The sequence below is a fragment of the Halobacillus litoralis genome (genome assembly GCF_020524085.2).
GTDB classification, from domain to species: domain Bacteria; phylum Bacillota; class Bacilli; order Bacillales; family Halobacillaceae; genus Halobacillus; species Halobacillus litoralis_E.
This window is the reverse complement of record NZ_CP129016.1, coordinates 2594062-2619350: the sequence shown is the minus strand read 5'-3', so window position 1 is coordinate 2619350 and position 25289 is coordinate 2594062. Positions and strand designations below refer to the sequence as shown.

At 38.8% G+C, this 25289-nt stretch carries 22 protein-coding genes; 5 read left to right on the top strand and 17 right to left on the bottom strand.

Annotation, left to right across the window (positions count from 1 at the left end):
- Nucleotides 1–4: 4 nt before the first annotated feature.
- A complete protein-coding gene (locus LC065_RS13390; RefSeq protein WP_226590203.1) occupies nucleotides 5–772 on the bottom strand; it encodes a hypothetical protein in 768 nt (255 codons plus the stop codon).
- A 1466-nt stretch (nucleotides 773–2238) separates the two neighbouring features.
- On the opposite strand from LC065_RS13390, the gene LC065_RS13385 reads away from it, so the two are divergent.
- The 3 genes from LC065_RS13385 to LC065_RS13375 are packed head-to-tail and all read left to right on the top strand — an operon-like array spanning nucleotide 2239 to nucleotide 3899.
- Nucleotides 2239–2454 (top strand): helix-turn-helix domain-containing protein, encoded by a 216-nt coding sequence (locus LC065_RS13385; RefSeq protein WP_226590206.1) that lies wholly within the window; start codon nucleotides 2239–2241, stop codon nucleotides 2452–2454.
- Nucleotides 2455–2469: 15 nt separating this feature from the next.
- Nucleotides 2470–2685 (top strand): helix-turn-helix domain-containing protein, encoded by a 216-nt coding sequence (locus LC065_RS13380; protein WP_226590210.1) that lies wholly within the window; start codon nucleotides 2470–2472, stop codon nucleotides 2683–2685.
- 17 nt (nucleotides 2686–2702) lie between these two features.
- Complete coding sequence (locus tag LC065_RS13375; protein ID WP_226590212.1) at nucleotides 2703–3899, top strand: MvaI/BcnI family restriction endonuclease; 1197 nt, start codon at nucleotides 2703–2705, stop codon at nucleotides 3897–3899.
- A gap of 17 nt (nucleotides 3900–3916) precedes the next feature.
- On the opposite strand, the gene LC065_RS13370 is transcribed toward LC065_RS13375, so the two are convergent.
- The 8 genes from LC065_RS13370 to LC065_RS13335 all read right to left on the bottom strand — a co-directional run bounded on the left by LC065_RS13370 (nucleotide 3917) and on the right by LC065_RS13335 (nucleotide 14356).
- Nucleotides 3917–5293, bottom strand: coding sequence for a DNA cytosine methyltransferase (locus LC065_RS13370; protein WP_226590214.1), 1377 nt, complete (start codon nucleotides 5291–5293; stop codon nucleotides 3917–3919).
- A gap of 562 nt (nucleotides 5294–5855) precedes the next feature.
- On the bottom strand, nucleotides 5856–6788 hold the full coding sequence (locus LC065_RS13365) for a hypothetical protein (RefSeq protein WP_226590216.1): 933 nt from the start codon (nucleotides 6786–6788) through the stop codon (nucleotides 5856–5858).
- 11 nt (nucleotides 6789–6799) lie between these two features.
- Nucleotides 6800–8458, bottom strand: coding sequence for a DEAD/DEAH box helicase family protein (locus LC065_RS13360; RefSeq protein WP_226590224.1), 1659 nt, complete (start codon nucleotides 8456–8458; stop codon nucleotides 6800–6802).
- Entirely contained in the window at nucleotides 8451–10826 is a 2376-nt protein-coding gene (locus tag LC065_RS13355; protein WP_226590225.1) for an ATP-binding protein, read from the bottom strand. The genes LC065_RS13360 and LC065_RS13355 overlap by 8 nt, the downstream gene beginning before the upstream one ends.
- A gap of 555 nt (nucleotides 10827–11381) precedes the next feature.
- Nucleotides 11382–12620, bottom strand: a complete 1239-nt coding sequence (dnaB, locus tag LC065_RS13350) for a replicative DNA helicase (RefSeq protein WP_226590228.1) — start codon at nucleotides 12618–12620, stop codon at nucleotides 11382–11384.
- Nucleotides 12610–12942 carry a hypothetical protein gene (locus LC065_RS13345; RefSeq protein WP_226590229.1) on the bottom strand — a complete coding sequence of 111 codons (333 nt, stop codon included), beginning with the start codon at nucleotides 12940–12942 and terminating at the stop codon, nucleotides 12610–12612. The genes dnaB and LC065_RS13345 overlap by 11 nt, the downstream gene beginning before the upstream one ends.
- Nucleotides 12939–13664 (bottom strand): DnaD domain protein, encoded by a 726-nt coding sequence (locus LC065_RS13340; RefSeq protein WP_226590231.1) that lies wholly within the window; start codon nucleotides 13662–13664, stop codon nucleotides 12939–12941. The genes LC065_RS13345 and LC065_RS13340 overlap by 4 nt, the downstream gene beginning before the upstream one ends.
- A 179-nt stretch (nucleotides 13665–13843) precedes the next feature.
- On the bottom strand, nucleotides 13844–14356 hold the full coding sequence (locus LC065_RS13335; protein WP_226590232.1) for a DUF1643 domain-containing protein: 513 nt from the start codon (nucleotides 14354–14356) through the stop codon (nucleotides 13844–13846).
- 264 nt (nucleotides 14357–14620) lie between these two features.
- On the opposite strand from LC065_RS13335, the gene LC065_RS13330 reads away from it, so the two are divergent.
- Nucleotides 14621–14806 (top strand): hypothetical protein, encoded by a 186-nt coding sequence (locus LC065_RS13330; RefSeq protein WP_226591700.1) that lies wholly within the window; start codon nucleotides 14621–14623, stop codon nucleotides 14804–14806.
- 129 nt (nucleotides 14807–14935) lie between these two features.
- Here LC065_RS13330 and LC065_RS13325 read toward each other — a convergent pair whose 3' ends face one another.
- The 6 genes from LC065_RS13325 to LC065_RS13300 form a co-directional block, all read right to left on the bottom strand.
- A complete protein-coding gene (locus LC065_RS13325) occupies nucleotides 14936–15163 on the bottom strand; it encodes a WYL domain-containing protein (protein WP_226590234.1) in 228 nt (75 codons plus the stop codon).
- A 257-nt stretch (nucleotides 15164–15420) separates the two neighbouring features.
- Nucleotides 15421–16080, bottom strand: a complete 660-nt coding sequence (locus LC065_RS13320) for a carboxymuconolactone decarboxylase family protein (RefSeq protein ID WP_226590235.1) — start codon at nucleotides 16078–16080, stop codon at nucleotides 15421–15423.
- Between the two features lie 255 nt (nucleotides 16081–16335).
- Nucleotides 16336–18477 carry a BMQ_0737 family morphogenetic spore coat protein gene (locus LC065_RS13315; protein ID WP_264187712.1) on the bottom strand — a complete coding sequence of 714 codons (2142 nt, stop codon included), beginning with the start codon at nucleotides 18475–18477 and terminating at the stop codon, nucleotides 16336–16338.
- Between the two features lie 230 nt (nucleotides 18478–18707).
- Nucleotides 18708–20264, bottom strand: coding sequence for a hypothetical protein (locus tag LC065_RS13310; RefSeq protein WP_226590237.1), 1557 nt, complete (start codon nucleotides 20262–20264; stop codon nucleotides 18708–18710).
- Nucleotides 20265–20428: 164 nt separating this feature from the next.
- Nucleotides 20429–20704: a M67 family metallopeptidase gene (locus tag LC065_RS13305; protein ID WP_371933456.1), complete on the bottom strand. Its 276-nt coding sequence runs from the start codon at nucleotides 20702–20704 to the stop codon at nucleotides 20429–20431.
- A 16-nt stretch (nucleotides 20705–20720) separates the two neighbouring features.
- Nucleotides 20721–20963 carry a hypothetical protein gene (locus LC065_RS13300; RefSeq protein ID WP_306163469.1) on the bottom strand — a complete coding sequence of 81 codons (243 nt, stop codon included), beginning with the start codon at nucleotides 20961–20963 and terminating at the stop codon, nucleotides 20721–20723.
- Nucleotides 20964–21225: 262 nt separating this feature from the next.
- Between LC065_RS13300 and LC065_RS13295 the strand changes: the two genes are divergently transcribed.
- Nucleotides 21226–21846: a hypothetical protein gene (locus tag LC065_RS13295; RefSeq protein WP_226590241.1), complete on the top strand. Its 621-nt coding sequence runs from the start codon at nucleotides 21226–21228 to the stop codon at nucleotides 21844–21846.
- 140 nt (nucleotides 21847–21986) lie between these two features.
- Here LC065_RS13295 and LC065_RS13290 read toward each other — a convergent pair whose 3' ends face one another.
- Both LC065_RS13290 and LC065_RS13285 read right to left on the bottom strand, forming a co-directional pair.
- Nucleotides 21987–23189, bottom strand: coding sequence for a BMQ_0737 family morphogenetic spore coat protein (locus tag LC065_RS13290; RefSeq protein WP_226590242.1), 1203 nt, complete (start codon nucleotides 23187–23189; stop codon nucleotides 21987–21989).
- A gap of 721 nt (nucleotides 23190–23910) precedes the next feature.
- Complete coding sequence (locus tag LC065_RS13285; RefSeq protein ID WP_226590245.1) at nucleotides 23911–25119, bottom strand: BMQ_0737 family morphogenetic spore coat protein; 1209 nt, start codon at nucleotides 25117–25119, stop codon at nucleotides 23911–23913.
- Nucleotides 25120–25289 lie beyond the last annotated feature (170 nt).

Below are 25289 nucleotides of genomic sequence, written 5' to 3'. Positions count from 1 at the left end.
CTCCTTAAAATTCAGTTTGTTTTAAGCAATTAAGAATCGTCCCTGTCGTTGTGTATCTCGTTTCAAATGCCCGTGTATAACGATTGGATTTCTCCACCAACAGTTCGATTTGATCCGGACTAACTAAAAATAAGATGGATAATTCCTCCTTTTCTTTATTTGTTATTAGAATGTTTCCTAATTTATTCCCAGTCTTCGCTTCTATGTATTTTTGTAGACCGTAAGCAAAAAGGATAGGATCAACAAATGTAAGATAATTATATTGATTATCCATTATTTCATGTAAAAAGACATTTGCCTTCCCTATCGTCGTATTATCCAGTCCAGTAATATGCTCTTCCTCAGGAAATTTTTCTTCTAGCAATTTAATGAGTGTTTGGTACTGATCTATAGAGCTTTTTTTATCTTCAATTGTAATCTTTGTAGTAAAGTAATAGGTTGAAAAATATCTTTTTGAATGTTTATCAAAGGATTTTAAAACATGTAACATATGCAGGAGCATTGGTATTTTAGCTGAATTTTTAATGTAGATATTCTTAAGCTTTTGTCCCTGTTCTGTGAATGTTACGTAGCTATATTTTCCTATTCTTGATTTTTCTAGTAAATCTAAATCTACTAACCGATTAAAAACATCTCTTCTTTTTCCAAATTCCACACCATCTTCAACTGATAATTCCACGATTTTTTCTACCGCCATTTGATCGGTTAAAATAGAAAAAACCTGATTAATCCATTCCATATTCAGGCGATCGATTAGGTATTTATATTTCATACAAAATTCCCCTTTTATATAGTCAATCTAATTATATTATAACAAGAAATTGGATTGACTTTCCCTCATTAGGATGAAAAATACAAAAAATTCAATATAATGCGGGACTGTTGTCTCAAGGAGCGTTCTTCAAAGAGGAAGAATACATCTTTCTTTTCAAACTACTCATACGTCTGAAAAATTACCTTCATGTATATGAAAGAAATAATAAAGAGGCCTCCCACAAGTTAAATAAACTTTTGAGAAGCCTCTAATAATATATACTGATATGTTAACATTTTGTTATCCAAACCCTTATACACCATGGGATTGAGCGGTCATCACATTATGCTGCCCGTAAGATGAGAGCGTGTAATATCTTTAACGTTGTGTACGAAAGGTGTGATATATCAGTGTTTTGTTGAGCATCAAATATTCTCTGGTTTTATACTAGTAGTTGCTTCGAATTTTCTACCATTTGTTATTAACGGGTTTACTACAGTAAAATGGCAATGGTTTTGAAATCAAAACCATTGCCATTTTTATCAAGGAATTAGGGTTATGGTTTTACCACAATCGCACCAAATGCGGAGTATCGTTGTACTGCGCAACAAGTAACATGTTTTGTTCGTTATTCTTCTTCAAAATACGCCAAAATAAAGCCCTTTGACCAATGCCAGATAAGTTTCACAAACTTATCTGGCATTGGTCTATATTCTATTCTAATAATCATTTAAATCAAAGTCCTTAATTGACGTTAGTATACCTTGAACAGCTTCATTCTTAGTGGGAGCCTCTACTTTGTAATGCCAGTTGTCAAAATTGGCCATAGCTATACATTGATCCGCTTGATAAATCTCAATAAATAAAGGGGCACTCTTAACCTCAAGGTACAAGTACTCTTTGTATAATATAAATTTTCCCTCCTAACGGTTATTTATAGATTGACCTGGTGTTTCATTGATGTCTACTAAGAGCTTACCTGAATGGACTTTAACAACATGAATAATTTTATAAAACATAGGTAATATTGGAGATCCGTGCCCTCGCTCAATTAAAATGACATATGTCTTTTCAATACCGCCTTAATAAACGAATTATTCCAGTGATATTCCTCCTTCATCTCTTAAGTCCTTAATTATTTTTCAGACAGCTTTTCGTATTTCTACATCATAACCTTTTTCTGTAATAAAATCTTCTAATTGTATTCAAAAGATTACCATTTCATTAAGTGTTTCTCAGTGTATTCCCCCCTCCCAGACTTGTATGGTTCCTACTCCTATCCTATAACTCTCTGATTGTAATAAACTAACGATTACAAAAAACTAGATATAAAATTTGGCTTATAGTTATTAAATCTTCCAGTGCACCCTCGAAATGTTATTCAAAAAGAATAGCATTTTATTTTCGTCCATTAATTTGTATCACATAGACTGCATATTTCCGGTGAATGACTTGCTAACATTTTAAAAGGGGGAGGGGAAAATTTGGAAAAAGCACTTTCAACCGAATTTGGGACCAATGTTTCTCGGATTAGAAAAGACTGTGGTTTTACACAACAAAAGTTAGCTGAAAAAGCAAATATTGATAGAAGCTATCTTCTCAAAATTGAAATAGGGGAAGCAAACCCCTCGCTATCAGTTATTCTTCGTTTGGCTGATTCGCTCAAAACTACACCATATAAGTTATTAGAAACAGATTAAGAAAGCAGGTGAAAAATGAGTATTGATTGGAAGAAAGAGTTAGCGATCAATATACGGAACAGGAGGAAAGAACTAGGCCTCACGCAAAATGATTTAGCAAAAAAAGTTGGAATTGGTAGGACCACTATTTCAAGAATAGAAAATGAGTTTCACAATCCATATTTAGATACTTTAGAAAAGTTAGCCAAAGCACTGGAAATTGACCCTAAAAACCTTTTTAGAACCGATTGAATGAAAGGATGTCAATTATGGAATTTTTTAAGGAAGATTCGATTGAAGATGTATTTTGTAAGGTGCTAACAAAGAATGATGACAGCGGGCGCCATGGTGTCTTAATACCAGTTTACGCCTATCATCTTTTCCCAGACTTTATCAATTTTAATCCCGAAGATAAACAGAACTATGAAGCTCGTATTGTTACGCATTGGAAAGAATCTACAGGGTGGGAAAAAAAAGAAAGTAAATGGAAACACTACCATAGGTATCCTGAAAGAAGGATGACCAGTTTATCCCCAGAATTATTAAATAACAAGAAAGATGGTACTATTCTAGTATTCGGAAAATACCGAGATAAATTCGAATATGAGTGTCACATTATTCCTCCAAGTAGTGAACATTACGATCAAGTCATCGACCTTTTTGGATTGAACTATTTAAACAATCGAGTAGAGGGATCTGCTCTCCTTCCGTTCGAAGAAATCTTCCACTCAACTTCCAACAAGAAAATTTTTGAAGAGCTGATGAGTAAAATACAAAAAGTAAACGAAAAAGGTTATATTCAATCACAAAAAAAGGGCGATACAGCAGTTGGCTTCACCTTTGAAGAAGAGTTGGGAATAAAATCTAATAGTAATAAAAATCCTGATTTTAAGGGAATAGAGATAAAATGTGGACGATCAAGACAAATCAAACAGAAAAGGAGAGCTTCTACAGGAAAACAAACGTTATTCTCTTTGGTGCCTAATTGGGGAATATTATCAAGCAGAAGAGACCTTGTTGAAGAATACGGAAAATATGACCCTATAAAAGAGAGAACAGGACTATATTGTACAATAAAACTAACTGGAAACAGTTATGATTGGAAATTAGATATAGATGATACAGAGCAAAAAATCTATTTATGTAACGAAGGTAAAAGAGTAGTCCATTATAATATGTCTGATTTAAAAGACGCATTGGAAAAAAAGCACGGGGAAACCGTGTTTGTGACAGCCCATGCTAAAAATAATAGAGAAGGAATTGAATCCTTCCACTATGATAGTGTAGTTCACTGTAGAGAAGTACAATTTAAAGAATTTATTAACTTAATCAAAGAGAACCAAGTTGGAATTGATTTCGCAATTCACAAAAAAAATGGAAAAGTTAGAGATCATGGTTTCTTATGGCGTTTAGAAAACAAGAAATATTTGCTTAGATTGTTTAGATATGTACGGGAAGTTATGTAAGGAAAAGGCCATCTATCCTATATATTGGTAAGATGGCCATTATTAATGTTTTCGTGATTTAAAGCTATCATTATTTGATCTGCTATTGCTTTAGCGAGTAATGGAGGTACTGCGTTACCAACTTGAGTATATTGTGGAACTTCTACTCTTCTTCTCGGGCCGCCAGTAGTCCTCTTACCCAAAAATCTAAAACTATCATCAAAACTTTGAAGCCTTGCTAACTCTCTTACTGTAGGTATCCTATTATCAAAAGGAACAATGTAATCATCAGGCAAAGTGACAACGGTAGGAGAGACGCTTTCTCGATCTAATCTATATCTGTTGCTTTTCTTGGATAAAAAAATCTTCAATATATCTACTGGTACGGACCCGTCTCGAAAAGCTTCTTCCATTTTTTCAATAGTTTGATAATTGGATTGCTTTTTAAAACTAAAGTTAGTCAAGTTAGGATAGTTTTTCGAAATATTAGATAACCCTTGTAATTGGATCCTTTTGATAAGAGCTACAGTAGATTCACCCTCATTAAACAAACTTAATCTCTCTTGTACAATAGAAGAATGTTTTGAAATTTCATGGTTGTTAAAATCATTAAAATTATTTAAAGGATCTCCAAAAATAATATCGTCTGCACTGGCTTCAATTATAGTTGGGGTTCTTCCTTCACGAGACATTAGTTGATAATTTGATTGAGGGAAGAGGTCACCCTCATCTCTTAAGTCACTGATAGCTTCAGCTACAGTAATTTGCTCCTCATTACCTAGTGGGTATTCAGGAGGAGTTTCATCATTCTTATATGCAAGAAAAATTGCTCTTCTCCGTCTCTGTGGAACTCCGAAATGGGCGGCATCCATTACCCTTGTAGGCAATACCGTATAACCTATTGCGTTTAACTCACTATATAAAATTTCAGTAACTAAACTATTGTTCGCGTAAACATCTCCTTGTAAGCCTATAAAACCATCTAAGCGTGTATTCAAAAAGCCCTCTACATTTTCCATTACCACATATTTAGGTTCTATTTCTGAAATTACTCTAACATACTCTCTAAACAACATATTTCTAGGATCGTTTCTATTGCGTCGACCAGCCAAACTAAATCCCTGGCAAGGTGGGCCTCCAAAAATAGCATCTATTTCAGGTATATCCCTCCCACGAAAAATTGAAAGTCTTTGTATACTACCTAATATATTTTCACCAGTTAATTCAGATATATCTGCTCTTTGGAAATATGTGTTTACCCCCTGCTCTAAGCCAAGCTGATGGTGTCTTCTAGTGTATGTTCTCTCCACATCCTCATTTATATCACTTGAGAACAATATATGAAAGCCAGATTGAATTAGACCTTCGCTCATACCCCCTGCGCCACAAAAGAGGTCTATTGCATATTTTGACATATTAGAACACTTCCTTTAGATAGGATATTACTAAACTACATTATACTACATATTTTGTATTTTTCCAGGGATAAGCTTAGCGATTTAACATAAAGGAATATGTTGATGTAAAGCTCGTATTTAATCCTTACAAAAAGGAAAAATCTATTTTTGCCTAAGCCTGAAATTGTTTATTAAAGAAAAAACGATAAACACCACAGCTATTTTATCAAACCTAAACAAATACATAAAGAACTTTTAATTTCACAAATAATCAGGTTATTATAAATAATTATATATATTACTATATAAAGGTTTATTATGTACATAAAGCCATAATTAAACCTTTGCATTAAAACTTTAAATTATTCATACAATGTAAAAATCCTATAGAAATTCGGATATATAATATGAATTCGTTGAGAATTATCCAAAGATAAATGGATTTTTATAGAAAAGAAATAGAAAACAGTTGTAATAATTGAGATTAGAAACAAATAATAGCCTTTAACTTATAAAAGTTAAAGGCTATTATTAAAATGACTAAGGAATCTTCTATTTGCACAATCTTACAAGTGTTTCACTACACTAGTTTATTAAAAAGCTTATAATAAATAGATTTCGGATATTCTATAAATTCATAATTCTCACTAACTTCTTTTCCAAAAAGAATTGTGTTTTGAAAGTTATCTTGGAAAAAGTTATCAAATGATTTAACCTTATTAGAACTATCCCTTCCCCAATAAAAGCCTCCGTCTAATAATTGCAACTTATTAATTTGTGCATTGCCCGGTATATTTCCCTTTTTAATTTTATCTTCTTTCCCGGTAGGTACTGTCACGATTGAATAATACACTTTCTTGTCAATTAAACATTCAGGGTTTTCTTCGCTGTTCCCTACTTTCACATCAAAAACATTGTCCATTTGGTTACCTTTGTAACAAAAATTCCAAAACAATGGGATAGCCAACATATCAGAGGCTGCTGTCTTTGGTGAAAGTAATATTACTTTAAGCTCATTTAAATTAATTGTTTCAAAAAAGTGGTAATAGTGTCTTTTATACGTTTCTTTTAAGTTTACACTTGAGAGATCATTAGGCAAAACTACATTGTTGTTATTACTTCCTTGGTATTGGATAATAATAATCTCCTTAGATTTGCTAACTTTCTCTCCATTCATCTTTAATTCAAGAGCTCTCTTTAATTGTGGAGGGACAAGATTCAAGGAATTAGTAGCCCAACAATTAGTACCTAAAAAACTAATATTTAAATACCAGCTAATTAGCCTTGACCAAACATTACCAGAAACTGCCACCTCACTTTGCCCTCTTTCCGAGTCACTTTTAAAAAAAACAGAGGACAATTCACTCCCAAGGCTTAATACCTTGCTAGGAGTTGGATAACTACCTAAATAATCCTTTATATAATAATTATATCTCTCCCAGTTTTTATTAAAAGATTGATTGTATAAACACTCTTGTATATTAATTATATTTAATAAAGATATAACATTCACTGTAAATTCTCCTAAGGTAAAAACAATTCAGAAGCATCATCATAATCTTCAATTTCAAATTTGTCTTTTATAATTGCTTCTAGTAAAGATTCGGAAGTTGTATCACTAAAGTTTATACTGAAATTATTTAAATCTAATACTTCTACACCATCTTCTTTATATTCTTTACCTTGTTTAGATAAGCTTAATAAAGAAGCAACCCTTTTTATATCAGTTACAAAATCTAAAACTGTCACTTTTTTCTTTCCTGGGCTCAATCGTAGTCCTCTTCCTAACTGTTGTAAAAAAATAATACGACTATGTGTTACTCTCAAAAAGATAACTAGATCAACTTCAGGAATATCTATTCCTTCATTCAATATATCTACTGCCAATAGCATATCGATTTTTCCTTGTCTAAATTCCCTGAGATACTTTTCTCGTGCCCACGGATCTAAGCCAGCAAATAAAGCCCTTGCTTTATAACCATAACTTAACAAGCTTTTTTCCATTTGCATACAATGTTCTATGCTAGCACAGAATAAAATTGCTCTATTAACTCTTTCTTTTTCCCAAACATTTTTAATTAGAGTAATAATTTCATCGTCTCTACTTGGGATAAATAATTTTTTATTTAAATCCTTTACAGTTAACGATTTCTTGCTATTTTTTTCTACAAAGTCCCAATCAATATTATCTGTGTAAATACGATAATCCACTCTTGCAAGGAAACCATGTTTCATCCCTTTAATAATATCCATAGAGTAAACAGGTTTACCAAATATCTCTGTAATATCCCTATCATCTGTCCTGAAAGGCGTTGCAGTCATCCCAAGTAAAAAATCAGGTGATATATGTTCAATAACTGCTTTATAAGTATCTGCTCCCGCGTGATGGCATTCATCTATGATAACAATATTATAATCTGGAAGTGATCTATTGGATTTAATCTGATTAAATACACTCTGGAATGTAGCTAATGTAGTTCCCTCATTAAATTTAGGTTTTTCCTGTTCATCCCATAAGTGAGTCGCAATCCCTTTTGGCAAGTGTGGCCATAATGCTGTATCAAACTGTTTTATTAAATCATCTTTATTTGCTAATATTAATACTTTCATGTCACTATATCTTCGATAAACTTGAGATAAAAATTTTCCAGCTACAAAAGTTTTCCCGAGCCCTGTTGCGAGCACTAATAAAGCAGAACGGTCCCCATTTCTGAAAGACTGTAAAATGCTATTTAGCGCAAGAGCTTGATATTCTCTAAGTTCATGATTAGAAACCGGCCATAATGGGAGGTTGTCATTGATAGCTAACAGCCTTCTACCTTCAATAAATGAAACATTATATGCACTCTTCTTAAGATTTTTCAGATAATCTAGTGCTCCCTTACTTAAATATCCATTGGTAACTACACAACCATTATTAATATTGTAAAACTCCATCGCCCGCTTAACATCTTCAACAATCTCCTTACCGACTGCACCGCCTTTACTTCTATATTTGACTTGATAAACCATTTCTTTCTTTCCATTTGAAGCAATTACATCAGCACCGTTATCACCTGAACCCCCAACTACAGCTACATGCTCCCAACCTTTATGAACCAATAATCTTCCCAGGGCCCTCTCAAAAGCTTGCCAAGGGCCATTAAAGACCCTTTCAGTTCCCAAAAAACCCCATTTATCCATTAAATGTAATCTCCTCTAAGACAACAAGACTTCCTACATTTCTTTTAAATCTAGACATATTATATTTCTCACCTTCACTTTCTAAAATCCATAGTAAATCTGAAAGATATGCGTAAAACTCGTCCACAATTTCCTCTTGGATTTCCTCATCACTTATTTCATTATATGGCCTATTCCAAACAACACCATCAAAAAACATTTCTGGATACTCTTTAAAAAATTTAATAACATACTTATTAGGCATATATGTTAAGTACTCAGTTGTTTTGACCAACTGTTTAACCCTATTATCACCTTCACCTAATTTATTCAATACTGACCGTTGTAAAGCTTTTAAATCTTCTTTATCTAATTCTCTTTCTTCATCTAAATCCTTGTTGGAATTGCTTAATATTTGCTTAATTTCCAACAAGAGTAAATTAATTCTTTCTTTAACAGTGTCGACATCTAATGCTTCATCAATACTGTATACATTCTTTAAATTATAAAATATTCTTGAAAATGGCCATTCCTCAGGATCGTTTTTTCTTAAAAATAAACTATTCGATAGTTCCATCAGGATACAGTCCTTAACACTGTTTCCATGTTTAAGAAATAATGGAGAATTCTCATTATAGTAAGTGCGATAATTGGATCGACTAAGTTTTTCTACTATAAGTGGGCGATCATCATTCAGTGATGGATCAATAAAAACATCTAGGAGTATTGGTTCTTCTTCAAGGTCATCCAAAGAATATTGCCCACTTAAAGTTTCATCTTTAATTAGTAGTTCCGTTTTTTCTTTTTTAGGGTTTCCATCATCTATTTCATCATCAATAGAAATATCTTTTTCGGGATTAGTTTTTTCTTCTGGGTCTGTCGGATCTGTCGGATCTGTCGGATCTGTCGGATCTGTCGGGTCTGTTGGGTCTGTTGGGTCTGTTGGGTCTGTTGGGTCTGTTGGGTCTGTTGGGTCTGTTGGGTCTCCGGTACTGGATCTTCTGCCTGCTTCAGCTTCTTCGACCATTTGCCACCACTTAGTATCATCCTGATAGTTTTCGTCACCTTTATAAAATAATTCAGCCCACGCCTTAGGTTCTGCATTACTTGCTTCCCACTTGTTATATTTATGATTGTACTTCCCGGGAAGGAGATCCTCATAGCCAGGCTTTTTCCCTTTTCTATAACCACTAAACAAGCGTGCTATTGGAGTGATATTCTTAGGATATCCTTTTGTAGATGCGATCTTCGGCCTGATAGGTGCCTCTCCTCGAAGACGTTTGACAACCGAATCCCAATGTTGATCGTTTTTTTCGATACTGTCTTTAGTGTATGTAACAGTTAGAAAGTTTGCTTCTAGCTCTCCTACAATTCGGCCACCCCAATGAGTAGTATCAATAGGATACTCTAGTACAACTTCCCCTGTTTCTGGATTCTTCCAATTAAAAAACGATTTATCATTATTAACAATCAGTCTTCCATTCCGATAAAAATCAACACCAAAGTTTTCCATATCAAAATATCTTTGTATCCCTAACCAACCTGTAAGTTTTCTTTCTCTTTTATTGACTAATGTGCTTGAATCACAAATTCGACAAACAGGAGATTCACCTTCTATGTGAGGTGTGTCTAACCATAACCAACAATTGGAGCAAAAATACATGTTACCTAAATCTTCATCTACTTCAATATAGGAGAATATTTTTTCACCATTTCTTACAACATATCGTTCAGGAGCCCATATACATTTTTTGTTTGGAATGAGATTTTCCCCATTAATTATTATATCAACACTATGATCACGTAATAATTTTGAGTAGACAGAATTAAGTTTTTTTCTTAGTGAAGCAAGTCCTTGCTGCCCTAGGTGGCTAACTCTATCTTTTAATTGGTATATTTTAATTGTTGTCCCACTAGTGTAGGAGTTATCCTTAGGTCTAGTTAAAACTGGTCTTATAAAACTCTGACTTTGTGCCATTTCTGCAAAATCAATTTCTATACCTACTTCTTCTGTAGCTCCCTTTTTTGAACTATAGACAGTTGTTTTTTGACCAATCCTTGCAGTCGCTATGTTGAACCCCATGCCAAACAAACCCAAATTTGAAACGGGATCATTACTACTAAAACCTGCTTTCAATGCGTTTTCTAATTGTGTTACATCCATTCCCGGCCCATTATCCCAAACAGTAATAGGCCGCCCTTTTATGAATTCTGAATGCTTAGGTATATCCACCATTATTTCACCTTTATATTCACCATTCATTTTAAAATCTTTTAAAAGGGCATCCACCGAATTGTCAATTAATTCAGCAATACATTGCCAATTCTCAAAATCGATTTGCCCCAACATTTGAAGTATTCTTGGGTTAGGTGTTAAATTAATATTCATAATTTCTCCTCCATTATTATTTATAAATATTGTCCCTTCAGGGTTCAATTGAGTTATCAGCTACACTACTATTTTACTAGTTAAATAAGGGTATTAAAAGAAAAATTATTATATTATTTCAAAATGATGTAAATCAATAATTGAAATCTATAACTTTGAAAACCTTTCCTCTTATAAATGCGAAATGCAAAAATCATATTATCTGGCTATTTATTGGAAGTCGACATCAAAATGTTGGACAAATAGCCCCCATGGAAATACCCATGTATCAAACCATAAAGAACCTTTTAAAAAGGGTGATTTAAATTATGATGAGGGGGATAATTAATTCTCTGAGAAAGACGAGTGAAGTATCTGCCCTCCAAAACGTGTATATTTTAGAGAAGTCGTGGCAGAGACTTTTACTTAAGTCGTTTTAATGTCTGTTTACAACTAATCATCATCAAAATCCGTAGAAAGCTTAAAAGAAGTTTATGTTCTTTTTTAAACCTGTTATCTTTCCTTGCAATCGGTCATCTACCCATTGTTAGTTTTGTATGACTCACAGTATCCAAGTCACGCGAAACGGCCACACTCTTTCTCAAATCCCATCATTACAGTCCCCACCGGTCCATTCCTCTGCTTCCTCAAAATCACCTCCACTACATCACTGCCTTCCTGCGAATAGTAGTCGTCGCGGTACAAAAAACTGATAACGTCAGCGTCCTGTTCAATGTTTCCTGACTCCCTCAAGTCCGACATCATCGGGCGTTTGTCCTGGCGCTGTTCGACACTTCGGGAGAGTTGGGAGAGGAGGATGATCGGGATGTTGAGTTCACGAGCGAGGAGTTTTAATTCACGGGTGATGGCGCCGACTTCGAGGTCGCGGCGTTCATAGCGGCCTTTGACGTTCATCAGCTGCAAGTAATCAATGATGATGAGATGATCATGGTCGGGGTCGGAAGCTACGGACGCTCTGATTTTCGTCGTGATGTTCTGGACCGTTTGTTGGCGCTCGTGGATGGACAGATCCCACTCGGCGATTTCACCGATGGCGTGGAAGGAACGTTTGTAGTCTTCGGTGGAGAAACACATCGAACGCCACTTCTGCCCGTCGATGCGTGCTTCGGAAGAAATCATCCGCTGCAGCAGCTGCTTGGATCCCATTTCCAGACTGAACAGGTCGACGGCTCCTCCGTTCTTGCAATGGTTCATGGCGATATTCAAGGCGAAGGCGGTCTTCCCCATCGAGGGCCGGGCGGCGACGATGATCAAATCGCCACGCTGCGCGCCTCCGGTCATTTTGTCATAATCTTCGAATCCTGTGGCTAATCCTGTTTGTACGGGGAAGGAGATCATCTCGATTGCGATGTCACTGAGCTGCTCTTTCACCGTCTGCTCATCCGCTTCCGGGTCCTGATCCATCAGATGGAGCTGCTGTTTCAAGCCAAGCAGCGCATCAGCACTCGGATTCTCGATGTACTCCATCGCCGACTGCCTCATTTGTTGGTTCGTGTAGGATTCGACGAGGAGTTTTTCATAGAAGTGGAAGTTCTCGGTCGTCGGCACAGATTCGGCCAGCCCTAACAAGTAGCTCACTCCCCCCACCTGGGCAATTTCATCTCCAAGACTCGTTGTGACCGTCACCATATCCACTGGCGTTCCGTTGTTGTCCACCTGCTGCATCGCTAGGAAAATGCGTCGATGGTCGTGTCGTGTGAAGTGCTCAGGGGCGAGCGTTGTCTGCTTGATTTTCTCCCCGTTGACGAGAAAAATACCTAACACGGCCTGTTCCGTCTGTAGATTATGACTCATGGGACTTCTCCTCTGCCAGCGAACGGAGCTTGGCCATGAACCGCTGGCGGATCTCATCAGAAACTTCCGCTGCTTCCGCTTCCCACACTTTCATCTGCTCCAAGTGACGGTTTTCCTCAGGTTGATAGACAGCGATTTCTCCGATGGTCGGTGGGAACGGACTACGGACGGCGAAATCGGAAAGCTTGGCCATCACCCCTCTATAATCCATCTCCAAAAGCTTCGGAATCAGCATATTCGCGACACGCTCAGTGATATCGAATTTCTGCGGATACAATTCACTGATCGTCTCGAGCACCTCGATAGCTTCTTCTCTCTTCATACCTGCACCTCCTCTTTCAACTTATTGAACACCGATTTGTTTTTCTCATGCTTCGAAGTGGTCCTCTTTTTCTTGTGAGTTTCCTGAGCTCGTTCCGCTGCTCTCAAAGTCCGCACGCCCGCTTGCTGCCACTGTTTCAGAATGCCTTCACAATAGCTGAAGAAAGGCTTGTTGCTCTCCACCGCAAGCTTCATCGATTGGATGACGAGTTCATCAGACATCTCTTCACACCACTGAGTGACTTTTTCTGCGATGAACGGCGACAACGTCCCGATATTGTTTTCGTAAAAATGGTGGGGATTCTCAGCTGTCGTTTCTACTACTGCTTCTTTTTCTTTCTTTTCGTTTTGTTTACTTAATGTGTTCGACTTGCCGGTATCACTGCCGTTCGACTTGCCGCCACTGGTCTCCTCCACACTGTCGCTCTCGCTGTCCATTTCTTCATATAAAGGGAGGATCCGATAGATGGGAGCCTGGTTGCCCGGTCTCGAAGTGAACGTCACATACCCTTTCTCCACGAGTTCCTTGCGTGCTTTACGAATGCTGCTCTCGCTCAAGTTGGACTTCAGACAAAGGACGGTCATCGAAGCCGTAAATTCTTTTTTCCAGCGGGAATTGTTATTCACATGCATGAGGCTGTGCCAAAGGTTGATGGCGGCAGAAGTCAGAGGGTTGAATTCCTGGTGATCGTAGAAGGCGTTGATCGCTTTGATATAGTTCATTTGGATTCTCCTATTCTTATGGAAAGATGGAGGATTTGTGCATAAAAAAACACTTCCTCAATTCTATAATCGAAGGAAGTGTGTGTTAGGTGTCTATAATTTTGAAAGTTTTTTTATTTTTTTTAGAAACGACCTGCCTCTTCAAGAGTTTGTTGTTGATATGGTAAGGATTCTTTCTTTTAAAAAGGAATTGGATATAAATCTCTTCTCAAAAACAAAGGGTGTCTTGGATGTTTCCCGTTAGCTGTTTTCTTAATACAATGAGGTTTATACATAGATAAAATAACTTGAACTTCCTTATCCCTATTTTTTATGGAACAATGGTTTTCTCCCCATGCAAAAATTAATAATTCCGAATCATAAGCAGCTTCCAAAATGTAACGGTCGTTTTCGTTTCCGATTGGATCGGGGTGGCTTTTAAGGTATTCTGGATTTTTCGATCTAAGGGCAAATAAATTCACAACATTCATTCTTCCATAACCCCATGACCTGGAGAACCCCACACATCTATTTATCGTACGATCACAGATCTTTGTATCTGCATAACTAGGGTTTAACATGACAAAGGTTACCCCTTCTTTATGATCATCCCATTCACATTTCAAAAGGTACCTATACTCTTCACTTTCATCCATGACTGCATTTACCTTTTCGTCAGCATACCAATACCTGCACCCTGATGGTAAAGACATTTTTCACTTCCTTTGAAATGGTTATATTAATTTAATTCAATTCGATATAATAAACCCAATTCCTTCCTTATGTAGTTAAAAGGACACAAACCAAACGTTCAAGACGCTCGATTTGTGTCCTCTATTTGGCTAATAGAACCTCAAAAAAATGACTTCCACCGCGTTAACTCTTAATCAAAGCGTGGGGCAAGCACTTTTATCAGGACTATTACCCGATTAATATTTGAGTTATGGCTAAACCTACAAGTATGGAGGTGATTGGTAGTGGCAAAGAAACAGACAAAGGCAGGAACTGAGGTTGGACAAGGAAGTATAGGGAATCCTAAATCAGTGGTGGATCCAGGTCATTCCGGGACAGACCCACAAAAAGTAAAGCAGGAAATTCAAAAGGATGTAAGCGCAGGTATTGGGGCCATGACATCCCGTGAAGCTGGATCCATGAGAGACTAAAGAACCACTATTACTGTGGTTCTTTTTCTATATTCATATAAATAACTTCTTTATTTTGTTGCTGGCATCTCTCATCATGTACCTCCATTAGAGCACACAGACATTTACTCCTTTTTTGAAGACTTGATTTCAAGGGGTCCTTTTATACCGCTTGCTCTCTTTATAAGGAGTTACAGACAAAATATTGGCAAGCTTGAATGTCCGAACAGTCTTACGTGTATAACAATAAGCCAGGACGGTCTCCTCTTTGATGGATACAACACGGATGACCCTCTGTGAGATCTTCCCTTCGTCAGCCATATAGATGAATTCCAGTTTTTGCTTCTCCTCTAAAGCCCTTCTCAATACTCCATTCATTTACAATCACATCCCTTAACATATATGCGAACGCTTGTTCTATTTATGTATATGTTATCACAACGGCTTTAGAAGTAAACTGGTAAATGAAGGTCTAATAAGCGGGAATAACCAGGGATTTAGAAACATTCATCTTAAAAAAAGTGTGTTCCCCCCCACTTCGATACACCGCTCACTTATATGTAATAGAGGCGATTCCTTGATTAAGGAATCGCCTCTGTTTCTGGAAACTTATCATTGCTTATCCCACATTCTTTTTATTCATCATCGTAGGAATTTAAAGCATTCACACTGTGAGCTAGAGCCGAACCTGCTTTTAAAGCCGTGGCAACAAAAATGGCTTCAGCTACCTCCTCTTTAGAAGCTCCCTGCTTCTTCGCACCTTTCGTATGAACATCGATGCAGTAAGGACAGCCTGTTGTATGGGCGACAGCTACGGCAATGAGTTCTTTATCTTTAGCGGAAATCGCTCCCTCTTTCATGGATTGCTGATCAAAATCGACAAACGCATGAAAGGCATCTCTATGAAGGTTGGAAAGTTCTTTAAGACGGCTGAAGTAAGAGGCTTTGTATAAAGCATCGTCGCCTTTTTCATCGTATGTATTCAACGCATTTACACTGTGTGCGATGGATGAACCCGCTTTAAGCGCTGTCGCTACAAGGATTGCTTCTGAAACTTCTTCTTTTGTCGCTTCCTGCTTTTTCACATTTTTCACATGCAAATCGATGCAATAAGGGCATCCTGTCACATGAGCAACCGCTACAGCGATTAATTCCTTTAATTTCCCATTAAGCTTTCCTGGTTCGAGCGCTTTTTTATCGAATGCTACAAAAGTTTTGAACGCTTCTGGTGCCAAATCTCCAAGTTCCGGCAGCCTCTCAAAATATGATTTTGCATAGAGTAGATCGTTCCCCATAATCCTCTCTCCTTTATATTCTTTAGTTCTTTACAATGATAAATTTTACCATCTCAAGATTGCTTCGTAAATGAAGTGAAGGAGTTTTCTGTCTTTTTTGTATTCCATAATCTTTTTAAAGATGAACACTTATATCAAATCATAAAAAAAAGGACCTGCCCCTTGGTCATGTAATGCATGAACTCGATGGGGTCAGGCTTTCTCAACTCTGGTTGGCTTCCGATAAGATCACCGATTGTATCTAATAGTCAAAGATTATCTTCCATCAGAAGAACCGTCTGGGTCCTCTTTAAGAGGTTGCCACGGAGGCATTTCAGAAGGTTGAACACGTTGTGGACTTACATGAGGTCTTGGGAACACAGTCTCACATTGCCTTGGGAATTCAAAGGTCGGACAAACTGTATTCAAACTGATATCAATATCATTTGGACGCGGCTGACATAGCTTTTCTAAGATGCCCAGTTTCACCTCTGCCTCGACTTGAATTTCAAAACAGACGGTAATATCCAGCTGCAAATCCAAGTCTCCACCTGGAGGATCCTCCAGGAAGTTCTCATCACAGGTCACCTGGGTGATCCGGCAGAGAATGTTATCCCTGGTCAAAGGTTCTGGTAAACAGACAGCAAGTTTCTTGGATAGCGTGATTGTGGGAGTGAAAGTACAAACGTTATTTCCGTTAGCATCAGTTATGGAAACGGTTGAGGACACACGAAATACCGCTTTGATAATCGCAAGCTCGACATCTGTGCCTCCAACATTGAATGTCCTCCGCTCGATATTTGAAGAAATGATACAAAACGCATCTTCTTCAGACTCCGAGTTCGATATCAAAGGGAATGCTCCTGGTACTTCTGGTGGCGTACAGGTGACAGCTAGTGGAAAACTGGCCTCTGGCAGGGCATCGATAACCTCCTGACAGTCACTTGGAACTTCAACTCTGTCATCACGGGAAACGAAGTCTACGAGCCAGTCATACACTTTTATAGTTCGAATACAAGCGACTGGGAGTTCTACTACAGTTATGGTAAACGTACATGTAGATGTATTTCCAGAAGCGTCTGTCGCTGTGCATGTGACCACAGTGGTTCCTACAGGGAAGAATGATCCCGATGCGGGCGTACAGACAGATGTAACAGTGGAACAATTATCACTGACATCTGGATCCGGGTAAAAGACAACCTTACCACCTGCCCCTTCATAGACAGCATCTGTAATATCATTGGGACAAGTGATCATAGGTGGTTCTGTATCGGTCACAGTTATCTCAAACGTACACGGCTCGCTTGTATTTCCGAACACATCTATCGCGATACACTCCACAACCGACGTACCTATTGGAAAGAAGCTTCCTGATGGAGGATCGCATGAGAACGTTGCAGGACAGTCATCCTGAACGATTGGATCCGGGTAAAAAACAAAGGCTCCACACTCGCCAGAATCCTTTTCAACGGTGATATTATCTGGACATTGGATGGTTGGGGGCTCAGCCGAAAACGTGATGACTACCAAGCCATTTCCTGTACCGACACCGATTACATTCTCTGGGTTATCACCGGCATTATAAGATCCGGCACCACCACCGCCTCCGCCATTACCTCCGCCGCCTCCGCCGCCTGCGAATCCTCCAGCACCACCGCCACCACCATCATCTAAACTATTTCCATCTCCTCCACCGCCTGCACCGCCACCAAAACCACCGTTTCCTCCAGCACCATCATCACCGCTTCCGCCTGGTCCTCCTGCTCCTCCATTTACGATGGATTGGCCACCTTCGCCTCCGCGACCAAACGCAAAGAATCCCCCATCTCCACCTTCGCCTCCAAAACCGCTGACACCAGCTCCTCCGCCTCCGCCACCATCAACATTCGATCCTCCGGCACCGCCTCCTCCGCCTCCAAAGCCTGGTCCACCCATCATACCGTCGCCACTACCAATACCGCCACCAGCGCCACCAGGACCACCGTTAAGACTGGTACCACCTTCTCCAGCTTCTCCTCCATCATCATCTCCCCCATTAAAACCTGGCAATCCATCCGCAATGATCGAGCCAGACTTCCCTGGGGTTCGTACTCCTGCACCCCCTCCGCCTCCAGCAGCAAGAAGAAGACTGGAGTTATTTAAAGCACCGTAGCCACTTCCTCGCCATACAAAAGATCCACCGCCTCCTCCAGCACCAGATGCATTTGTATCCATTCCTGCTTCTCCGACCAATACAGACAGTATCTCACCTGGAGTTACAGTAAAATCGCCCTTTAAGGAAGCTCCGGCTCCACCTTCATTCGGACCTGTATTCCCACCTCTTGCACCGATTGCTTGTATAGTAACCCTGCACACATTATCAGGAACTTCAAAGATCTGAAGCTGTGGACCGACAAAATTAAAATTAATATTAACCATGATCCTTTCTCCTTCTTTCATTTACATTCGTCTTCACGATAAGTACTTATAGTTAATAGATGCTCTATAATATGGAATGGGAACGGCTTCCACCTAACGAAAGAAATGATAGAAGGATCAAGCGATGACATGCAAAAAAACACCTGCATTGTACGGATACGTACAATGCAGGTGTCTATATAGCAGATCAAAAACTCTTAGTCAGGGACAAGGGTGACCGACATCTTAAACTATTCCTTCAAGAGAGTAATCTCTTTTTGCAACTTACTGATCTCTGACTCTAACTCTTGGATAGTTTCCTGCTCTTCTATTGTTTTCATTTGAAATGCGTCCAGATCCGCTACCAAATGTTTCACCAACTGATGTTTAGTCCCTCCATCTTTGCTCAGAAAAATCTTCTTTTGTTTTTCTAATTCAGCTGTTTTCTCCTTGTAAAGTTTAAGATCTTGGTGCAACTTCTGTTCTCTGGTAGACATTTGAAGCAGGTGATCTTCTAACTCCTGTTTCCTCTTCATTGCGAGATTCCATTCATTGGTTAACTTTTCATTTTTATCTTTCAGTTCTTTGAACGAGTTCTGCTGCTTATCACTGTCTGCAACCAGTCCCTCGTATGCTTGATTTAACTTCTGATACTCCTCCTCGAGTTCCTCTATTTTTATTTGTAAGGATTCGATTTCGTTGTTCCTTTGGTTGTTTTGCATTTCCATGGCATCATGGTGCTGTTTCTTCAAATGATTGACCGTATCTTCCCACTCACAGATCTCTTGGTGAAAGGCTTTCTCCTTTTGAGAAAAGGCCTGTGTTTGCTGATCCAACTGTTTTTCCAATTCATTAATCCTGCTACCCCGCTCATCTTTTTCCTGTTGCTCTTCTTTCAACGTTTGTTGGTGCTTTGCATTTTGTGTAAGAAGCGTTTCATATTTCTCTTTTGTTTTTGACACTTCCGTTTTATATTGCTTTCTATCATTTTGTAATCTTTCATTCTCTTCCCTTTGTTTTTGTAGACTTTCCTCCAAGTGCGCTTTATCTTGATTGGAGGCTTCTCTTAACTGATCAACCTCACGTTCTAACTGCTGTTCACGCATCATGTACCGCTGTATGTTTTCTTTATATTGAACGTCCATGTTCGCTTGTTCTTCCATCTTTTGACTTAACTTTTCATGGTCTTCTTGTAATTGAATTATCCTGCTGTTCTGCTCATGATTTTCATCTAGAACCGCTTCATACTCTTTTTTCAATACTCCCAGTTCTTTTTCCAAAAGCGACCCTTTCACTTTCCATGCGGTATTTTCACTCCTTTGTTTGACTAATTCGCTAGTTGCATCCTCCATCTCTCTTGTATGTTCAGCTTGAACTTCCTTCAAGTCGGCGAGTTGGTTCTTTAATTCTCTTTGCTGATCTTTCAGCCGCTCCTTATCCTTTAATGCCTTTATATATTGATAATTCACATCTTCAAGTGTGTCGGTCAAAGTTTGATGAGCACTCTCTTTTTCTTGAATTTCACGCTTCAGTGCAGCAACATCTTTCGTTAAACGATTGTTTTTCTCCACTAACTTCATCGCCCAGTTTCCATCATTCCCATCACCGATGATTCCTCTTAACTTCTGAATTTCGTGAAGAAGCTGCTTGTTCTCCTTTGTTATTTTTTCAACGGTCTGATTCATCGTTTGATGATCTATTTCCTTCGTTTTATATCTGGAAAGTTCAGACTTTAAATGGATGACCAATTGCTGAAGCTCCATGTGGGACATTTTACTTGTAGAAGAAACCTGAGTTCTCCTCTTCATCCTGCCATCCCCCTTGTTGTTCTTCACCAGGTTTATTCATCTTCATCGCTCCATTCCTCTACTCAATTTTATGTCTCAGAAAAATAAACATGAAGAATTCCAGCTTTCAAAGAACGTAAAAAGCCTGAAGCTTTCCAAACTTCAGGCCTAACAGGTTAAACGTATTAATATGGTTTTATGATTAGCGGGATCACCTTAGCATCCCGAATATAAAAGCATTTGACTACAGGTTCTTTATAAGCGAAGGATACGATGAAATAAGCAGCATTTGGATAATAGGCGTTCCTTATATCGTCCACGGAAGGATGTGGTGCTGCTGTTGGATGAGAGTGATAGATCCCTGTCAACGTTTCATCATTACGATCCATCCACCTAAACACTTCTCTAATTTCGTTAACATCCATTTCAAAGGAAACGGGGCTTTTTACAATGCTCTCCATTTCCCAATGGGTGTGATTACGGCCATCGCTTCCAGAAAAAAAGTCCGCATGCCTCAAAAGGCAGTTCTCGTCGGCAATGGGCAATCATTTTTTCATAACACTGGTGATGAATATAAATCACCCGACCGCTATCAGCTTCTTCTTCCGCAGCCGCAGCCCCCTTTTTTTCTTGTTGGTTGCGTTGTGGAGAGTTGCCTGGGTTTCTTTTGGGTTCTGTTTCGACCTGCAGGAACTCTTCTGCGTTTCTGGAAGAGTTCATTGAAATCTTCTGGTGTCAAAAGTCCACTCCCTTTCTTCAAATTCAGAGTGTATGAAAAGGTTTACTTCATTATAATTCGATGCAGGTTGTTTCGTGCTTCTGTGAGTTCTTCTTTAATAAACCTTCCTATGATTATCTTATTCACCGGCATAGGATAAGGGATGGACATATCCCTCTGTTCTGACAAATTTTCATGAAAATCATATGCGGAATTTTTCCTTCATATAATTGTAGAACGTTTTATTAGTAAAGGAGTGAGATCATGCAGGACATTTATAAATTGGATGAGTTCTTGTCTGTTGAATATATGAAAAAGCTCCTCCGGCAGAATGGACGGAAGATCGTACACACCCCTTCAAACCTTGAAGATATTCTGGCCTATTACAAGCATCAATTAAAGGAGGCTGAAAACTCTCCTTTTATAGTCGATAAATCCCCACAAATTGAAATTAAGGTACCGGTCGGGAATAATGACTTTTATAAAATGAAATGGAGCCTCTCCAAAGCACGATACCTTACAGAAAAAAATAACATTGAACCGGAAGAAATACCGCTGAATCGTCTTGATCCTTCACTGAAGCTTTTTCCAGACAGTTCAACAGCCGAGGTAGTTAATGAAAAGATTTTTATAGCGTCATATCCTCCGATTCCTGTGAAATGTGTTTTATTAGATGGAAGAAACGAAGTACTTAAACTGAAAAAGAAAGGGGTGAAAAAGACTGAGGTGTTAGTACTCCATCCTTCTGAGCACATGAAGGCTATGTCTGGAGATGTTTACAGGAGACTTTTCGCTATTCATTTCAATCATTCTTTACTATGCAGCCATCTTTGTGGAGATTTATCAATTGAAGACTTGAATGAAAGGTTGTTTCCGGTCTATTAATCTTAAGTGGTTTTCGTATAACATCTACATTGTGTTTAATATGTAGAATCATTCTTTTTACCCAATGTTTTTTATTAAGTGCATTCTTTTAACAAGAAAAGGTGCGAATAAATTTTGCACCTTTCTTATCCTTTAACTTTTTAATCAAGATCCTGGAAAGTAACGCAATCCTCAACTATAAGCTCGTCTGCCGGTACAGATGTTCCTGTTGCTACAGCTGTGTTTCCAGCGACATCCGTAAGAGTAAGCATATATTCCCCATTTTGAATTTCAAGTGTGTAATTCACTCGTCGATTAAGGAGATTATTAGTTTCGTCATCAAATTTCAGCCATCCCTGACCAGTAATTGTCATTACAGGGGCTGTAGGGTCTGTGTCGTCACATTCCGGCTGATCAAAGGACTTGGCTTTGAATGTGAAACTGTAATCAACATCGTTTGCACCTGTATCTTGTAAATCCTTGAACGTATAACGAAGAGTACTTCCAGCGAGCGTGCAGTTATTACAGATATTAGCGTGCAAGGTTGTCATGTTCGGCATCGGGGATACGCTACCAGCTGTACCGGTAAGGGTAACCATTTGGTTATCCTGCATGGTCATAGCCCATGCTTGACAGTCACAGTTTTGACGCGGGAACAAATCAGGACACTGCTCTGGGAATCTGAATTCCGGACATACCACACGGTCTTTGACTCTGATGTCATTTTCACGTGGATGACAGAACTTCGCCCAGATCTCTAGTTTCACTTCCGCTTCGACTTGGATTTCGAAGCAGATCGTAACATCCAGCTGAAGATCCAATTCTCCGCCCGGCGCATCCTCAAGGAAGTTCTCATCACAAGTGATTTGAGTAATACGGCAAAGGATATTATCTCTTGTCAATGGTTCTGGCAAACAAACAGCAATCTTTTTGCTTTGCGTGATAGCCGGCATGAACTCACAGATGATATCTCCATTGCTGTCTCTGACCGTGACAGTCGGCAAAACTCGGAATACAGCTTTAATGACAGCTACCTCTACAGGTACTCCATCCACATAGACCGTTTTCGGACGTTCAATGTTCGCGGAAATGACACAGAACGCATCTCCCGACGGGTCCGGCTGTGGTTTTGGAATCAGCGGGAACAAAGGCGGAACTTCAGGCGCTTCACATGTTACATCAAGCGGAATTCTCCCCTCTTCCACAGCTAAATCGATAGCAGCTTGACATTCTTCAGGCACAGTGATTCGATCATCTCTGGAAACAGCGTCGACGACCCAGTCATAAACTTTCTGGACGCGCACACATTCCTCCTGAACATTGTTCGGAGTCAGTTGCGATCCTTTAATTGGCTTTTCTAACAATAGTATTCATCCTTCCTGCAATACAATATTTTCATTAACATATTATGTAAGGAGGGTGTCGCTGTTACGTGCGTTATACACGACTCTGTTCTAAATCAACCATTGCCTATAAAATTATTTTATTTCCATAAGTTACTATTTTTCGAGAATAGGTTTGCCACGCAATTCAGGGAGGGCTGCACATATTCACTGAGGTTCTATTTGACGGAGAGGTTATAGGAAGACTCTCTCATTCTTCCGTGTCCGGGTTTTCTATGTTCTGTGATAAACAGAGACTGCGTTCGAAACATGACCAAGATAAGAATAAAATTGAATTCGTCCCTGCTTTAAGGAAACATACCATCGATCTATCCAAGATAAATCAGGATTCATTTCCTTCTATTAAATGGAAGGAACGAAGTACTCAAACTGAAGAAAAAGGGGGGTGAAAAGGACAGAGGTTGTTGTGCTCCGTCCTTTTGAGCACATGGGGGCTATGCTCTGGAGATGTTTACCGGAGGCTTTTTGCCGTTCATTTCAATCATTCTTTGCTATGTAGTAATCTTTGTGGTGATTTATCGATTGAACACTTGAATAAAAGGCTGTTTCCGATCTATTAACCTTAGATGATTATCATATAAGATCTAAATAGTGACTATTTTATATAATCCTTAATTTTGCATTTCTTCTAAATAATAAAAAGGTGCGAATATTTTTCGCACCTTTACTGATCATTTAATTCTTAATCAAGATCCTGGAAAGTAACACAATCTTCTACTTTCAGTTCATCTTCTGGTACAGTTTCTCCTAGTGCAACGATTGTATTTCCAGAGACATCCGTTAAAGTAAGCATATATTCGCCATTCTGAATTTCAAGTGTGTAATTCACTCGTCGATTGAGAAGGTTATTTGTTTCGTCTTGGAATTTCAACCATCCCTGACCAGTAATTGTCATTGCTACTGGGACAGCAGGGTCATCGTCGGTACACGTTGGCTGATCAAAAGTCTTGGCTTTGAATGTGAAACTATAATCAACCGAATCTGAATCATCCAAATCTCTAAACGTATAGCGTAGCGTACTTCCTGATAGCGTACAGTTATTACAGATATTTGCATTCAAAGTTGTCATGTTTGTCGTATTTTCATCTGGTTGGTCACTACCATCAAAACCAGTGAAGGTTACCGATTGGTTTTCCTGCATGGTCATTGCCCAGGCTTGACAGTCACAGTTCTGACGAGGGAACAAATCAGGACACTGCTCTGGGAATGTGAATTCCGGACATACCACACGGTCTTTAACTCTGATGTCATTCTCACGTGGGTGACAGAACTTCGCCCAGATCTCTAATTTCACTTCCGCTTCAACTTGGATTTCGAAGCAGATCGTAACATCCAGCTGAAGATCCAATTCTCCGCCCGGCGCATCCTCAAGGAAGTTCTCATCACAAGTGATTTGAGTGATGCGGCAAAGGATATTATCTCTTGTCAATGGTTCTGGCAGACATACAGCAATCTTTTTGCTTTGCGTGATGGCCGGCATGAACTCACAGATGATATCTCCATTGCTGTCTCTGACCGTGACAGTCGGCAAAACACGGAATACAGCTTTAATGACGGCTACCTCTACAGGTACTCCACCCACATAAACCGTTTTCGGGCGTTCAATGTTCGCGGAAATGACACAGAATGCATCTCCCGACGGGTCCGGCTGTGGTTTTGGAATCAGCGGGAACAAAGGCGGAACTTCAGGCGCCTCACATGTTACATCAAGCGGAATTCTCCCCTCTGCAACAGCTAAATCGATCGCCGCTTGACATTCTTCAGGCACAGTGATTCGATCATCTCTAGAAACAGCATCAACGACCCAGTCGTACACTTTCTGGACGCGCACACATTCCTCCTGGACATTGTTCGGAGTCAGTTGCGATCCTTTAATTGGCTTTTCTAACAATAGTATTCATCCTTCCTGCAATATAATATTTGCACTAACATATTATGAAAGGAGGTTGCCGCTGTTACGGGCGATATACACGCTTCTGTTATAAATCAACCTTTGCCTATAAAATTATTAAATTTCCATAGGTTACTATTTTTTGAGAATAGGTTTGCCATGCCATACAG